The 14,347-nt window shown below is 63.4% G+C and carries 10 protein-coding genes; all 10 read right to left on the bottom strand.

What is annotated here, in order from left to right:
• Positions 1–17: 17 nt before the first annotated feature.
• On the bottom strand, positions 18–2,378 hold the full coding sequence (locus tag BKX96_RS10375) for a tetratricopeptide repeat protein (protein ID WP_077183769.1): 2,361 nt from the start codon (positions 2,376–2,378) through the stop codon (positions 18–20).
• Positions 2,379–2,545: 167 nt separating this feature from the next.
• Positions 2,546–5,059 (bottom strand): fused MFS/spermidine synthase, encoded by a 2,514-nt coding sequence (locus BKX96_RS10370; protein WP_046818096.1) that lies wholly within the window; start codon positions 5,057–5,059, stop codon positions 2,546–2,548.
• A gap of 184 nt (positions 5,060–5,243) precedes the next feature.
• On the bottom strand, positions 5,244–6,824 hold the full coding sequence (locus BKX96_RS10365; RefSeq protein ID WP_046818097.1) for an arylsulfatase: 1,581 nt from the start codon (positions 6,822–6,824) through the stop codon (positions 5,244–5,246).
• 75 nt (positions 6,825–6,899) lie between these two features.
• Positions 6,900–7,928, bottom strand: a complete 1,029-nt coding sequence (locus BKX96_RS10360) for an HAD family hydrolase (RefSeq protein ID WP_046818098.1) — start codon at positions 7,926–7,928, stop codon at positions 6,900–6,902.
• Positions 7,925–9,301: a BatD family protein gene (locus tag BKX96_RS10355; protein ID WP_077183768.1), complete on the bottom strand. Its 1,377-nt coding sequence runs from the start codon at positions 9,299–9,301 to the stop codon at positions 7,925–7,927. The genes BKX96_RS10360 and BKX96_RS10355 overlap by 4 nt, the downstream gene beginning before the upstream one ends.
• A complete protein-coding gene (locus BKX96_RS10350; protein ID WP_077183767.1) occupies positions 9,298–10,878 on the bottom strand; it encodes a VWA domain-containing protein in 1,581 nt (526 codons plus the stop codon). Before BKX96_RS10350 ends, BKX96_RS10355 begins: the two co-directional genes overlap by 4 nt.
• Position 10,879: 1 nt before the next feature.
• A complete protein-coding gene (locus BKX96_RS10345; protein ID WP_077183766.1) occupies positions 10,880–11,872 on the bottom strand; it encodes a vWA domain-containing protein in 993 nt (330 codons plus the stop codon).
• Positions 11,859–12,434 carry a DUF4381 domain-containing protein gene (locus tag BKX96_RS10340; protein ID WP_077183765.1) on the bottom strand — a complete coding sequence of 192 codons (576 nt, stop codon included), beginning with the start codon at positions 12,432–12,434 and terminating at the stop codon, positions 11,859–11,861. Before BKX96_RS10340 ends, BKX96_RS10345 begins: the two co-directional genes overlap by 14 nt.
• Positions 12,431–13,366: a DUF58 domain-containing protein gene (locus BKX96_RS10335; protein ID WP_046818103.1), complete on the bottom strand. Its 936-nt coding sequence runs from the start codon at positions 13,364–13,366 to the stop codon at positions 12,431–12,433. Before BKX96_RS10335 ends, BKX96_RS10340 begins: the two co-directional genes overlap by 4 nt.
• Complete coding sequence (locus BKX96_RS10330) at positions 13,363–14,343, bottom strand: AAA family ATPase (protein ID WP_046818104.1); 981 nt, start codon at positions 14,341–14,343, stop codon at positions 13,363–13,365. The genes BKX96_RS10335 and BKX96_RS10330 overlap by 4 nt, the downstream gene beginning before the upstream one ends.
• Between the last annotated feature and the right edge of the window lie 4 nt (positions 14,344–14,347).

The raw sequence follows: 14,347 nt of genomic DNA, 5'->3' as shown, positions 1-14,347 counted from the left end.
TTCGGATCAGCCGTCGATCACTTCAGCGCCGGATCCCCCATGTTCATCTTCTTCCAACCCTGCAACAGCACCTGGGCCTTGGGTTCCTGGCCGTTATCCAGGTAGTACTGGATCAACGACAAACGGGCATTGCGGTTGGCCGGCTGCACTTTCAACAGCCTTTCCAACTCCTCGCACGCGGCATCGACCTTGCCACTGTCATGCAGGGCCACGGCCAGTACGTAGCCGTACTGCGCACTCTGCGGTTCCAGTTGCGCGGCCTTGCGCAGGAAGGGCATGGCCTGTTCGGCTTTGCCGGCACGCACCAGCGACAAGCCCTGGGTGTGTTGCAGCAGCGCAGCGTCGGGATGTGCCTTGAGGCTAAGCGCCATCAGTGCCTGGGCTTCCTGACTGCGGCCGTTGGCTTCCAGCCACTGCACCAGGGTCACCAGCGCCGGGTAGAAGTTCGGGTCGCGCTGCAGTGATGTGCGCAACAAACCTTCGACTTCGCCACCGCGGCCGCTGGCCTGGTACAACATGGCCAGGTTGAGGTTGGCTTCGGCGCGTTCGGCCAGGCTTTTTTGCACAGCCTCGTATTCGCCGATAGCAACCTCCCAGTTGCCCTGGGCGCTGCCCAGGCCGTTGCGGGCCACGCTGAGCAAGTCGCGGGCAGCGGCGATGCGCACGGCCTTCACCGGATCGCTCAGCAAGGGCGACAGCAGCGCTGCACGCTCGGGCGGCGGCAGGAAGGCGCTGATGGCACGGATGGCGCTTTCACGCACTTGCGGGGCCGGGTTGCCCAGGTCCTTGGTCGCCAGTTTCAGCGCCTGTTCACTGGGATACAGCGGCAACTCGGCCAACAGCGTCGCCCGTTGAATCGCCGGCAGGTTGCTGCGTTGCAGCTGCTCGTACAAGGCTTGCGCCGCGCCGGGCTGGCCGTTGCGGATCAGCCACAGGCTTTCGTCGTAGCGCGGGGCCTGCGCGGCGCTGGCGTTGGCGGTGTTCCATAGCTTGAACTGCTCGGTGACCTTGTCGCCGGCCTTGCCCTGATGGCAGGTCAGGCAGGCGTCCGGTGTGCCGAGTTTCTTCGCACGCTCGGGGTTGGGGATGCTGAAGCTGTGGTCATGCCGCAAGTCATTGCCCATGTAGTACTTGCCGGGCATGTGGCAATCCACGCACTGTGAACCCGGCTGGCCCATGGTGTGGCGGGTGTGTTCGATGGAATCGTAGTTCTTCGCTTGCAGGCCTTTGCCATCGACGGTGTCCACCGGTGTCTTGCCAGCGGTGTTGTGGCATTGCAGGCAGACGCCATTGCCCGGTGCCTTGAGTTGCGTGCTGTGGGGGTTGTGGCAATTGCTGCAGCGCACACCCTTGTCGGACATTTTGCTCTGGGCGAAGGAGCCGTGCTCGAACACTTCGTCCTTGATCTTGCCGTCCAGGGCGTACAGCTCGCGGGTCAGGGCGCTGGGCAGGTAATCGTCCATCAGGCGCTTGCCGACGGTGAAGCCATCACCCAGCGGCGCGCGGCGCGAGTGGCAGCGGGCGCAGGTTTCGATTTCGACGGTGGCGTTCTTGTCCTTGAGGTCGACGGCAAAACCCGCGTGGATCAGGCCGGTCTTTTTCGCCGTCCATTCCAAGTGATTGGAGGCCGGGCCGTGACAGGCCTGGCAACCGACGCCGAGGCTGTTCCACTCGCCGTCGAAGGTGTTTTTCGCGGCATCGAAATTGCGCTTGTAGCCGGTGGTGTGGCACTCCACGCACATGAAGTTGGCGTTCTGGCTGGGTTGGCTCCAGTGCAGCGGGTCCTTGAAGGTCACGCCCTGGCCCGGGTAGAGATGAAACCAGCGGTGCTTCTCGGTATCCCAGGCGATGCCCAGGGCTTGCAGGCGACCGTCGCCCACCTCGATCAGGTACTGCTGCAACGGTGCGATGCCGAAGGTGTAGGCGACCTTGAAGTCGGCGTTCTTGCCGTCGATGCCGGGGGTGTTGACCCAGAATCCGTCGTCCTTTCGCGAGAACCGGGTGGTTTCGTTCTCGGCCTTGAAGGTGACGTTGTTGAAGTCGCCGAGCATCGTCTCGGCATTGGCTGGCTGCATCGCCAACTGATGATGGGAACCTTGCCAGTCCTTGACCTGGGCGCTGTGGCAGCCTTGGCATTGTTGTTCGTCGACCATGTTCGCCGGCGCCATGGCAACGGGTTGTGGCTTGGCGGGCTGGACGACAGGGGCGCTGACTGGCGCAGGGGGCACGGGGGCCGGTTGGCTGCTGAACAGGAACCAGCCGATGCCCGCGACCGCCAGCAGCAGGACGCCGATGGTGACGGGAAACAGGTAGCGATTGATCAGGGTCGGTGGCGAATCAGGGTTTGGGCTTGCTGCTTTATTTTTATGTGTCGGCATTACGACTTCCGTAGTCCAGGTGCGTTTGCCGTCAGGCGCGCGTTGATGCTCGAGGCAGCTTTGCCGCAAGGGCGGCGTGTGTCAATTGGTGATTGTGATGAAGCGGATGGCCCCATCGCTGGCAAGCCAGCTCCTGCAGGAGCGAGCCTGCTCGCGAAAGCGATCTGTCATTCCCCGACAAACCAGCGGAAATACGGATTCCCCCCATCCCCGCGCATCACCTCGCGCACATCCCTGGCCCAGGCATCCCGATCACCGTCGTAGGCGTGCAGGCTTGCCCGGTAGAACTGCATCAGGCGTTGCCGGTGAGCATCCATTCGCTCGTTGAACCCGGCTTCGGCATTCACCAGCGGCGGCGCGACGTGCAATTCCAGCAGGGCCGGCAGCACGCGGCTGATTTCCCTGGCCCGCACCCAAGGCGCGTATTCGATGCGCGGCTGATCGTCCGTCACCGCCGGTGCATCGGCGGCGAAACGTTCCAGGCCGGCGCGATCGGTCACCCAGGTCGCGAGCAGCGCGGCGGCCGAGCCGATGCCGACGTCCTGCAAGGTGCTGCGCACGCTGTCCTGCTGGAAGCGTTGGCTGATTTTCGCCGCATCCAGTTCGATCGGCTCCATTGAGCCCACCAGCAGCATCTCGTGGAACTCGCTGGTCCACAGCGTGGCGTAGGGGAAGACATCGAGGAAGCTACGCACCAGGGAACGCGAGTCGTCGATGTTTTGCGTGGGCAATGGCAGCCATTGGGCGACCAGGCCCTGTTTGTGCAGGCGACTGGCGGCCAGTTGATAGAAGTCCCGGGAATACAGGTTGACCACGCCGGCCGCGGAGGGCGGTGGCGGTTCCAGGGTTATCAGGTCATAGGGTTGCGGGTTGCGCAGCAGTTCCTGGCGACCGTCGCGCAGGCGCACGTCGACACTCGGGTCGGCCGCGGCATCGAAATTGCCCTTGAACAAGGGCGCCGCCTTGACCACCGATGGCAGCAGTTCGGCGACCACCCGATGCTCAAGGCCCGGATAGCGGGTCAGGGCGCCCGCGGTGATGCCCGTGCCGAAACCGATCACCAGCGCCGAGCGTGGTTCGCCGTTGTGGATCACCAGCGGCAATAGCGCCTGAATGCGCATGTAGCGCAGCGAAGGCATGGCATCGCCGGTATTGGATACGCCCTGGATGTACAAGCGCTGGAACGCCCGCTGGCCCTTGCCCTGGGTAACCACGGCAACGGTGCCGCCGCGTCCTTCCTCGTAGAACGCCAAGGTGCCGTTGCGCGCGCCGGGTAAAAGGCTGGCCAATTTGTCCACTGGGGTCAGCAGCGCCAGCGCCAGCGAGACCAGGCCGACCGCGATCACGCCCTGGCGCCGACCTTTCTTCACGCCGTGACCCTTGCGCACCGCGAAGTAGCCAATCGCGGCGGCGATGATCGCCAGCAATCCGAGGGTACGCACCAGCCCAAGCAGCGGGATCAGCACAAAACCACAGAGCATCACCCCGACGATTCCACCGAGGGTGTTGAACGCCACCACCTCACCGACATTACGCCCGACATGTTCGCGCCCGACACTCAAGCGCAGCGCCACGGGAAACGCCGCGCCGAGCAGCACGGTCGGCACGAACACGATGCACAGTGCGGCCACCGCAAAGCGTACGCTCATGCCCAGCAATTCACTGGCACCCAATGACAGCACCCAGGCTTCGGATGCGCTCTGCGCGAGCACCAGCCAGCGCCCCAGCAGGGCAATCTCCAGCAATGCGACCAAGCCGGCACCGGCGATCAGCAGGCCGAACACGCCCCAGGGATCGCGCAGGCGATCAACCCTACGGGCGAGCAGGGCGCTGCCCAGGAACAGCCCGGTGAGGTAGGTCGCCAATACCACGGCAAAAGCGTAGGTGCGGGTACTCATGAACTGCACGATGGATTGCGACCAGACCACTTCGTAACCCAGGGCCACGCCGCCGGCGATCGAGTAGAGCCAAAGAGCCAGGCGATCCGGAGCTTTTTCGGCATGCTGTTTGACCGGTGCCTGAACGACTGGCGAGCGCTGGCGCTGGAACCACAGGGCGCCAGCGGCGGCCAGCAGATTGAGCATCGCGGCGGCCAGGGCACTGCCACGCACGCCGAGGGTGGCGATCAGCACGAACGCGGCGAGCAGGGTGCCGGCGATGGCGCCGGCGGTGTTGGCCGCGTACAGGTGGCCGCCGGCCTTGCCCAGTTGCTGCGGGTCGCTGGCCAGGGAGCGAACAAGGACCGGCAGGGTGCCGCCCATCAGCAGCGCCGGAGCGCCCACCAGCGCAAACGGTAACACCCAGGCCAGCAGGCCGATGTGCTGCTCCAGCCAGGCAAACGGGCTGGCCGCGACGCTCATGGCGAACGTCGCACCGACCCCCAGCAGCGCCACCAACACTTCCAGCCCGGCATACAGCAGTACTGGCTGCTGCAGGCGATCCGCCCAGCGCCCGAACAGCAAGCCGCCCAAGGCCAATCCTGCAAAAAATGCACTGATCCCGGTGGTGATGGCGTACACCTCGACGCCCACCACCAGCGACAGCTGCTTGATCCACAGCACCTGGTACACCAGCGCCGCAGCACCGGAGACGAACAGCAACAGGGCGGGGATCAACAGCGCCGGGGAGGCGACGTGAGGGGCAGGTATGGCCGACGACTTGCTGGCGACACGTGAGGACATTGCGGATTGCCTTGTTCCGGTTCAAGAACACCTGTGACTGTGCCGTCCCTTTCGCGAGCATGCCCGCTCCCACATTTGGAACGCGGTCCCCTGTGGGAGCGGGCTTGCTCGCGAAGGGGCCGATGCGGTCCCAAGCCAAAAATAAGTCCGCTCGCCGGTGAAGGCGAGCGGCGGTCGAGCAGTCCTACTGTGCAGCTTTCATTTTTTCTTCGATCTTGGCGTCCACCGCCTGACGAATCTGGTCGATGCTAAAGCTCGCCGGCCGTTGGCTTGGCGGGTAGTCGACGAAGGTCTGCAGGAACGCTGCCGATTTCATCACGGCTATTTCGGTCAGGTAGACGTTCTTGGTCATCCAGTCAGCGTACTGATCGGAAACCACGTCAGCACGTTCATACGGGTCCATGCGCAGGTTGAAGATTTTCGGTACCCGCAGGCAAACGAAGGGTTCGCTCCAGACTTTGAATCCACCGGGTTCGCGCTGTTCGCAGAACACCACCTTCCAGTTGTCGTAACGCATGGAAACCAGTACGCCATCATCGTTGAAGTAGTAGAACTCCTTGCGATCGCTTTTAGGTTGTTGGCCGGTCAGGTAAGGCAGTTGGTTGTAGCCGTCCAGGTGCACCTTGAAGTTGGTGCCGCCGGAAGTGGGTGCCCAGCCTTTGAGCAGCTTGTTTTTTACGTCGGGCTCACCCACGGCAGCCAGCAAGGTCGGGAACCAGTCCAGGCCCGAGAACATCTCGTTGGACACTTCACCGGCCTTGATCTTGCCCGGCCAGCGAACCATCGCCGGAACGCGATAGGCGCCTTCCCAGTTGGAGTTTTTCTCATTGCGGAACGCCGTGGTCGCCGCGTCCGGCCAGGAGAACTGGTTAGGACCGTTGTCGGTGGTGTAGACGACGATGGTGTTGTCGGCGATTTTCAGGTCGTCGAGGGTTTTCAGCAATTTGCCGACGTCACCGTCATGCTCGATCATGCCATCGGCATAGTCGTTGCCGGCCATGCCGCTTTGGCCCTTCATCGACTCGCGCACGTGGGTGAAAAGGTGCATGCGCGTGGTGTTCATCCAGACGAAAAACGGCTTGTCCGCCTTGGCTTGTTTTTCGATGAACGCCTGGGCCGCCGCGGTGGTTTCGTCGTCGATGGTTTCCATGCGCTTGGTGGTCAGCGCACCGGTGTCCTCGATCTTGCCGTCAGCAAAACTATGAATCACACCGCGGGGCGTGAAGGCCTTGGTGAACTCAGGATTGTCCTTGGGCCAGTTGGGACGTTCCGGCTCTTCTTCGGCGTTGAGGTGGTACAGGTTGCCGAAGAACTCGTCGAAACCGTGGTTGGTCGGCAGGTATTCATCGCGGTCGCCGAGGTGGTTCTTGCCGAACTGGCCAGTGGCGTAGCCCTGCGACTTGAGCGCCTGAGCGATGGTGATGTCACGTTTTTGCAGGCCCACTGTCGCGCCTGGCAGACCGACCTTCGCCAATCCAGTGCGCAGCACGGTCTGCCCGGTAATGAAGGACGATCGTCCTGCCGTGCAACTGTTCTCCGCGTAATAGTCGGTGAACATCATGCCTTCCTTGGCGATGCGGTCGATGTTCGGCGTCTTGTAGCCGACCACCCCCATGGAATAGGCACTGATGTTGGTCTGGCCGATGTCGTCGCCAAAAATCACGAGAATGTTGGGTTTATCGGCAGCCCCGGCCGTTGCCGAAATTGCCATCACCGACGTCGCGACCAAGGCGAGTTTCGGTAGCCACTTGCGTATGCGAGTCATAAGACTTGCTCCTTTTTGCTCATTGGCGTCGTTTGAATACGACAAACGTTTATTGCAGTCCTGCGTCACGCTTTCTTATTGCACTTGCCCGGTTGTGGCGGCATCGAACGGATAGATCCGGCGCCATTCGGCGGCCATGTCGACGACTGTCCAGCCACGTTTGTTTGCTTCGTCCAGCGCCTTGTCCAGGCGGCCGATCTGCGACTGGCGGTCATAGGCCCATTCGCGCTTGGCGTCGGTGTGATGCACCAGCCCCATGAATCGTTTGCCCGACCCTGCGGCCGTCCACTGCAGCATCTGCAGGTCGCCATCGGAGTTGCCGAAGGCGAGAATCGGTCGACGGCCGATCACCGCGTCGATGCTCACCGGCTTGCCCGGCCCGTCATCGTTGTGCGCCAGTTTCGGGGTGCGCAGGATCGACGCCTGGCCATCCTTGTATTCAAAGGTGGTGACGAATGTAGTACCGATCACCTGTTCGGGCGGGATGCCGTAGACCTTTTCGGCGAAGGCGCGCATGAAGGCGGTGTCGCCACCGGAAACGATGTAAGTCTTGAAGTTCTGGCTGCGCAGGTAGTCGAGCATTTCCAGCATCGGCTGGAAGATCATCTCGGTGTAGGGCTTGCCGGTTTTCGGGTGGCGAGCCTGGGTCAGCCAGGTCTTGGCGTAGTCGTCGAAGGCTTCGGTGGTCATGCCGGTGTGGGTCGCACCGAAGATTTTCATCATGCCGTCGAGGCCGCTGGCGGCCAGGGCCTTGTGATCGTTTTCCAACACGGCCTGGAACGGCTGGGTGGTTTTCCATTCCGGGTGCTGCGCGGCGGTGCGCTTGACCTCTTCCAGGGCGAACAGCAGTTCGAAATACATCGGCTGCTCGCTCCACAGGGTGCCGTCGTTATCGAACACGGCGATGCGGTCCTCGGGTTTGACGAAGTCCTTGCTGCCTTGATCGGTCACCGCCTGGACGAACTCGATGATGTTCTTTTTCGACGGACCGTCGTTCCACGACGGCAGTGGCTCGGCGGCCTGCACCAGCAAAGGCAGGCTCAGGGCCAGGGCAAACAGCAGTTTTAACCCGTGGAACTGGCGGCGCGCTATCGGGTTTGTCATGGGAAATCCTTCTCGTGAACTGGGTTGAGTGGGCGCAGTGCGGTAGCGAGTGATTCCTGTTCGTGCCCGGCCTGACTATGCAGCGTAGTCAAGGATTCCTTGAGTTGGTGCAACGCCTGATCTTTGGTTGGCTGACGGCCGTAGCACGCGCGCAGGAAAGCTTGCAGGCGCGGGCCGAAACCGGTCAGCTTCAGGCCGTTGCGGCTGCGTCGGGTCCACAGGTACAGGGCGCCCAGTTGTGGCGGCTGGCCATCCAGTTGCGCCGGGATCTGCCGCCAGGCGTAGTCGGGCGATTGCAGCCACGCCGCGTGGCGGGCACGGCGCCGGGCCTGCCAGGCGAGGTGCGCGCGGTGCACATACGGGCGGGCAAACCAGGCGAGTAAAACCACGGCTGACAGCAGTGCCAGCAGGCTCAGGGCGAAACCCGAGAGGTGCAGGCGATGGCTCTGGCCGAGTTTTTTCAGGTCTTCGCTGATCGAGAACACGGGCTTGTAGGCGCTGTTGGCGGCGGCGTCGAAGCTCACGGCCGGGACCTGGGCGGTGCGGGTCTGCTGGCTGCTGGCGTCCCACCATTTCAGCTCGATGGCCGGCAGGCTGTGCTGGCCTTGGGTGTCGATGCGGTAGGTCACGCTGTCGATGCGCTGGCCGCCGGTGAAGTGGCCGCGCCCATCGTCCAGATTGCTGATTTGCGGGCTTTTCGGGTAGCGGCTCAGACCGCTGACGTCGCCCAGGGACGGCGTGGGCAGCGACATGGCCAGGGCGCCGTCAGCCTGAAGCGTAACCTCTCGGGTGAGGCTGTCGCCGACTTTCAGCGGCGAGGACGAATTGACGATCTTCTGGCTGAACCGCAGTTTTTGCGCGACCAGCACCGGCTCGCCAGGCTGGAAACCCGGCGGTTGCGTCGCGGTGAAGTGCAGCGGTTGGCTTTGTGCACTGAGTTCCGTGGTGGCTTGGCCCGGGGTCACTCGTACCGTCAGCGGCGGGATGTCGAACGCCTGGGCCAGGTTTGGCGTGATCAGGTAGGTGTAGCGCATGCCGTTGAAGGATTTGCCGTCGAGCGTCTGGTTCAGGTGTTCGGCGTGGCCGTCGGACGGCATTACCAGCGCGCCGGGCAGTTTGAGGCCGGGCAGGGTGGGGGCGCTGGTGAACCAGGTGTCGGTGAGCACGTCCAGGTGCAATTCGACGAGGCTGCCGACCATGGCGGTGTCGGCGGGCTGCAGGCTGGCCTGGATGCGCAGGTCGGGTTCGGCGGCGAGGGTGGTGGTGCTGATCAGCAAGGTGAGCAAGAGACAAGGGAGCAGGGTGCGGCGCATATCTCCTGTAGGAGCTGGCTTGCCAGCGAAGGGAGCGACACGGTCTTTCAGACTGATCATGGCCTGGCCCCCGCCTGATCCTGCAAACTGAACTTCTGTTTCAGGAACTTCGCCGGCGATGTCGTCAGGTTCTGCAGCCACTGGGCATCCGACGCCGCCTGTTCGGTCTGCACCTGTTTGCTCTGGCCCTTGCCCGGTGCCTTGTCCATCTTGATTTCGTCCGGCTTGACCTCAGGGGCGTTTTTCTCCGCGTCTTCGGTGTCTTTCTGCAGGGCGATGGCCAGGGCCAGGTTGGCCGTGGCTTCAGGAAACTGTGGTTGCAGCTTCAGCGCCTGGGTGTAAGCCGCAATGGCCTGGTCGAACTTGAAGCGGCGCACGTAGATGTTGCCCAGATAGAAATACGCCTGGGGTGTTTCCAGCCGCGCGAAGCTGGCCAGGGCCAGGTCGAAATCGGCGGCGTTGTAGGCGGCGATGCCTTTCCAGTACGGGTCGACAAAATGCGTGGCGGCCTGGGGGAAGTGTTCGTGCTCGAAGGCCCAGCGACCTTGCTGGTCGGGGGTGAAAAATGCGTCGGTCAAGGCGTTGGCCTGTGCCGGGGCGGGCTGCAAGCCGACACCGATGGCCAGTAAAAGACCGGCCATCCAATTCACGCTCCATCCCTTGCGCACACTGAAAAACGCCAGCAACAGCAGCGGCCAGCACAACCAGTAACCGGCATCCTTCCAGTGCAACTCTCGCTGTTCATCGCTGGCACTCTGGAAATGCTGCTGGGCGTGGAGATCGATCCAATCCAGGTCGTCGTTGTTGGGCGTCAGGCTGCCCAGCGGCGCGTCCAGGGCTGAGGCCAGTTGCTTGAGGGCAGCCTGATCGAAACTGCCCAGCGCCGGGCGACCATTGCTGTCGGTGCGCGGCTGGCCGTTGGCATCGTGGATGATCCCGCCGTCTTCGCTGCCGACCGCGAGAATCAGCGCTTGCAGCGCGCCGTCGGCCAGTTGTTTGTCGAGGCCGGCCAGGGCCGAGGTGTCGGCGCCGTCGGTGATCAGCAACAGGGTGCCTGGGGTTTTTTCCGCCGCCAGCAGGCGCTTGGCCTGGTCGATCACCGCGCCGACGTTTTTCCCCGGTTTGCCGATCAGCTCGGTGCCCAGCGCCTGGATGAAGGTGTCGAGCAAGACCGGGTCGTCCGTCGGTGGCAATACCAGGTGCGCGCTACCGGCGTAGGCGATCAGCGCATTGCGCGCGCCGGCGCGCCGCTGGATCAGGTCATGCAGCTTGTGCTTGGCCGCTTCCAGGCGACTGGGTTGCACGTCGTTGGCGTCCATGGACGGCGACAGGTCAATGGCGATGATCAGCGGCGCACGGTTCTCCAGGAAATCCGGGCGATCCTGTTCCCAGGTCGGCCCGGCAGCGGCAACCGCGCCGAGCATCAACAGCGCACAGACCAGGTGCACCGGGCGCAACCATTGCTGATCCTGGGGGGTAATCAGCAAATGCGGCAGCAGGTGTTCGGCGATGTTGCCGCGCAGACGCCGCTGCAAGTCGCGGCTACGGCGCCACAGCAGTGGCAACAACGCGGCAAAAGGCAACAGCAACAGCCAAAGTGGGCGCAGGAAGTGGAAGTCGCTGAGATTGATCTCCATTTCAGGCCTCCTGCCGCTGACGTGCGATGGACAGGCGTGGACGCAGCAGGGCGAACAGGTGATAGAGCGCGAGCAGGGCGATCGCCACCCCGAGTGGCCACCAGAACAGATCGTGTTTGGGTTGATGGCTGAGGGTTTTCACCTGATGCGGGGTGAGCTGGTCGAGGGTGCTGTAGACCTGGTCCAGGGCGTTGCGGTCTTCGGCACGGAAGAACTTGCCACCGGTGGTCGTGGCGATCTGCTGCAAGCCCTGCAAGTTGACCTTGGCTTCACCGGAAGCCGTGGGGTCGCCGATGCCGATGGTGTGGATCACCACGCCTTTGGCCGCGGCCATCTCTGCGGCGTGATCCGGGGTGATGGCGCTGCTGGTGTCATTGCCGTCTGTAAGCAAAATCAGGACTTTTTCCTGCTCATGGGCCTGGTCGAGCAGTTTCAGGCTCAGGCCGATGGCATCGCCGATCGCCGTGTTGGGGCCGGCCATGCCAATACCGGTGTCGTCCAGCAACAGCGACAGGCTGGCGTGATCGAGGGTCAATGGCGCCTGCGGGTAGGCGCCGCTGCCGAACACGATCAGGCCCAGGCGATCCTCTTTGCGTTTGTCGATAAAGCCATGCACCACGTCCTTGACCGCCGCCAGGCGATTGATCTGCTGGCCGTTGGCGTCGGTGAAATCGGTGGTTTCCATGGACTGGGAAATGTCGATGGCCAGCATCAGGTCGCGTACCGGTTGCTGGCGCTCGATGGGTTTTTCCACGTACACCGGCCGTGACGCGGCCAGCAGCAACAGCGCCCACACCAACAGGTTGAGCAGCATTTGCCAGTGATTGGTGCGCGTGCCGGCCTGGCTCGGCGCCTGGCCGACCGCGCGGCTCATGGCGGCGAAAAACGGCACCCGCACCGCGCTGCGCGCCTCTCGATAATCGGGCAGGTAGCGATAACCCAGCCACGGCAAGGGCAGCAGCACCAATAGCCAGGGGTAATCAAGCTGCCACATGATGATGCTCCACCCAGTGTTTGCAGGTGTTGAACAGTTGCTGGCGCTGCTCGTTGGGCATGGCGCGCAATACGGCATCGGGTGCGTAGGCCAGTTGGGCCAGCTGTTGGCTGAAGTCGGCGGGCAAGGCGGCTTTACTGTGCCGTTGCAGGAAGGCCTGCCAATCCCCACTCCCAAGCGCACCGGGACCCTGCAGGAGCTGGCTTGCCAGCGATGAGGCCCTTGAGTCGTGTGGTGTTCTGGCGGCCGCCTTCGCTGGCAAGCCAGCTCCTACAAGGGTTTTGTTCGGCATGGAGATGGCGGTGCGCTTGAGCAATTCTGGAAGCTCGCGCAGCGCATTCAGATCATCACTGCGCTTTTGCAACTGCGCCAAGCGCACCAGCGCCTCACGCCGATAGCGATCCCGCCGCCATTGCCAGTAACGCCTCGCGCTCAACAGCACAATTGCAACCACAAACACTGCCAACAACACCCACCAACCCCAGGTCTGCGGCGCGTAGCTGACCGGCGCGGGCAGGGCGATCTCCTTGAGTTGCTCGATGCTCGGGATATCAGGGTTCATCGCCGGGCTCCCGCGCGCTTGCCCAGCTCGGCGCGCAGTTGCTCATGCGCTTCGGTGGCGGTGCTGAACATCATCAACGGCACCTGGCTGCGCCGCAGCAGGGTGGCCACGTCCTTGAGCCGACCGCTGAGGAAATCACCCAACGGCTGGTGCACTTGACGACGCTCCACTGCCAGTTCCACCTGCATCTGGCCCTGGGTGATCAGCAGGCGGCCATTCCTGGGCAGGTTCAGCGCCAGCGGATCGTAGACCTGCATGGCGATCACATCGTTATGCGTCGCCAGCTGGCGCATCAGCTGCAAGGTGCGCTCGCCCGCGCCGGCAAAGTCGCTGACGATGCAGATCAGATGATCATGCCCGGCCAGCGCCAGGCACTGCTGCAGGACCTTGTCCAGCTGGTCTTCGCCCTCGGCGTCGGCGTTGGCCGCATTGAGTTCCTGGTTCTGTTGGGCGATGCGGCTGCACAGCGCTTCGATGCGCTTGCGGCTGCGCAGGGGCGCGATGCTGTCGATTCGCTGGTCGTTGAACACCAGCCCGCCGACCCGATCCCCCGCGTTGAACACCATCCATGCCGCCAGGGCGCCGAGTTCAGCGGCGAGCGCGGATTTGAAGCTGCGTTGCGAGCCGAAAAACATCGACATGCGCAGGTCTACGACAATCAACGCCGGACGGTCGCGCTCTTCGGTAAAGGTGCGCACCACCGGTTTGCCGGTGCGCAGCGAGGCGCGCCAGTCGAGGTGACGCAAGTCGTCTCCCGGTTGATAGCGGCGCAATTCATCGAAATTCAGCCCACGGCCACGCAAGCGCGACGCATGGTTGCCGGCGAGAATGCTGCCTTGGGGTTGGCGGGCAGCAAAACTCAGGTCGCGCGCCTTGAACTCCAGCGCCATCAATTGCGCCAGAGAGACGTAGACCAGCCCATCAATGTTCATGCGGGAATCGCAACTTTGTCGAGCAAGCGGTCGAGCACCTGATCGGCCGTCACGCCGTCGGCCACAGCGTCGTAGCTCAGTTGCAGGCGATGGCGCAGCACCGGGTGCACCACGGCGCGCACGTTGTCCGGTGAGACGAAGTCCTGGCCCTGCAGCCACGCGTCGGCGCGGGCGCAGCGATCCAGGCCGATGCCGCCGCGCGGGCTGGCGCCGATGTTGATCCAGCGCCCGAGGTCGGCGTCGTAATCGGCCGGGTGGCGAGTGGCATTGATGATGTCGATCAGGTAGCGGTCGATGGCGGGGGATACATGCACCGCACTGACTTCCCGGCGGGCGGCGAAGATCACCTCCTGGGACAGCTCGAAGCCTTGCACCGGCGCAGTCCTCGCACCCAACGCCACTTCTTCCTCGCGCAACAGGCGCAGCACCTGGCCCTCGTTTTGCGCGCTCGGGTAATCCAGCAGCACCTTCATCAGGAAGCGGTCCATCTGCGCCTCCGGCAGCGGGTAGGTGCCTTCCTGTTCGATCGGGTTCTGCGTCGCCACCACGATGAACAGTTCCGGCAGCGCATGGCTGTTGCCGGCCACGGTGATCTGCCGTTCTTCCATGGCTTCGAGCAGCGCGGCCTGGACCTTGGCCGGCGCGCGGTTGATTTCGTCGGCCAGGATCAGGTTGCCGAACAACGGTCCCGGCTGGAAGCGGATCTCGTTCTTGCCCTCGACCTGGTGCAGCACTTCGGCGCCGGTAATGTCCGACGGCAGCAGGTCCGGGGTGAACTGGATGCGACTCATCTTCGCGTCCAGGTGCTTGGCCAGCGCCTTCACCGTCCGGGTCTTGGCCAGCCCCGGCAGGCTTTCCAGCAGCAGGTGCCCATTGGCCAGCAGGCCGACGAGAATCTGCCGGATCACCTGGTCCTGGCCGAGCACCGCTTCGGCGATGCTCGCTTGCAGGGCGTTGAGGTCGTTGAGTGCGCTCATGTTG

It is taken from the genome of Pseudomonas putida, from assembly GCF_001976065.1.
In the GTDB taxonomy this organism is placed as follows: Bacteria; Pseudomonadota; Gammaproteobacteria; order Pseudomonadales; family Pseudomonadaceae; genus Aquipseudomonas; species Aquipseudomonas serbica.
The sequence above is the reverse complement of the archived record's forward strand: the minus strand, read 5'-3'. Positions and strand labels throughout refer to the sequence as shown.

Excerpts from the sequence above, each read along its gene's own strand:
- BKX96_RS10360 (WP_046818098.1), bottom strand. The coding sequence starts at position 7,928 with ATGACAAACCCGATAGCGCGCCGCCAGTTCCACGGGTTAAAACTGCTG.
- BKX96_RS10330 (WP_046818104.1), bottom strand. The coding sequence starts at position 14,343 with ATGAGCGCACTCAACGACCTCAACGCCCTGCAAGCGAGCATCGCCGAA.
- BKX96_RS10335 (WP_046818103.1), bottom strand. The coding sequence starts at position 13,366 with ATGAACATTGATGGGCTGGTCTACGTCTCTCTGGCGCAATTGATGGCG.
- BKX96_RS10365 (WP_046818097.1), bottom strand. The coding sequence starts at position 6,824 with ATGACTCGCATACGCAAGTGGCTACCGAAACTCGCCTTGGTCGCGACG.
- BKX96_RS10370 (WP_046818096.1), bottom strand. The coding sequence starts at position 5,059 with ATGTCCTCACGTGTCGCCAGCAAGTCGTCGGCCATACCTGCCCCTCAC.
- BKX96_RS10375 (WP_077183769.1), bottom strand. The coding sequence starts at position 2,378 with ATGCCGACACATAAAAATAAAGCAGCAAGCCCAAACCCTGATTCGCCA.
- BKX96_RS10355 (WP_077183768.1), bottom strand. The coding sequence starts at position 9,301 with ATGATCAGTCTGAAAGACCGTGTCGCTCCCTTCGCTGGCAAGCCAGCT.
- BKX96_RS10350 (WP_077183767.1), bottom strand. The coding sequence starts at position 10,878 with ATGGAGATCAATCTCAGCGACTTCCACTTCCTGCGCCCACTTTGGCTG.
- BKX96_RS10345 (WP_077183766.1), bottom strand. The coding sequence starts at position 11,872 with ATGTGGCAGCTTGATTACCCCTGGCTATTGGTGCTGCTGCCCTTGCCG.
- BKX96_RS10340 (WP_077183765.1), bottom strand. The coding sequence starts at position 12,434 with ATGAACCCTGATATCCCGAGCATCGAGCAACTCAAGGAGATCGCCCTG.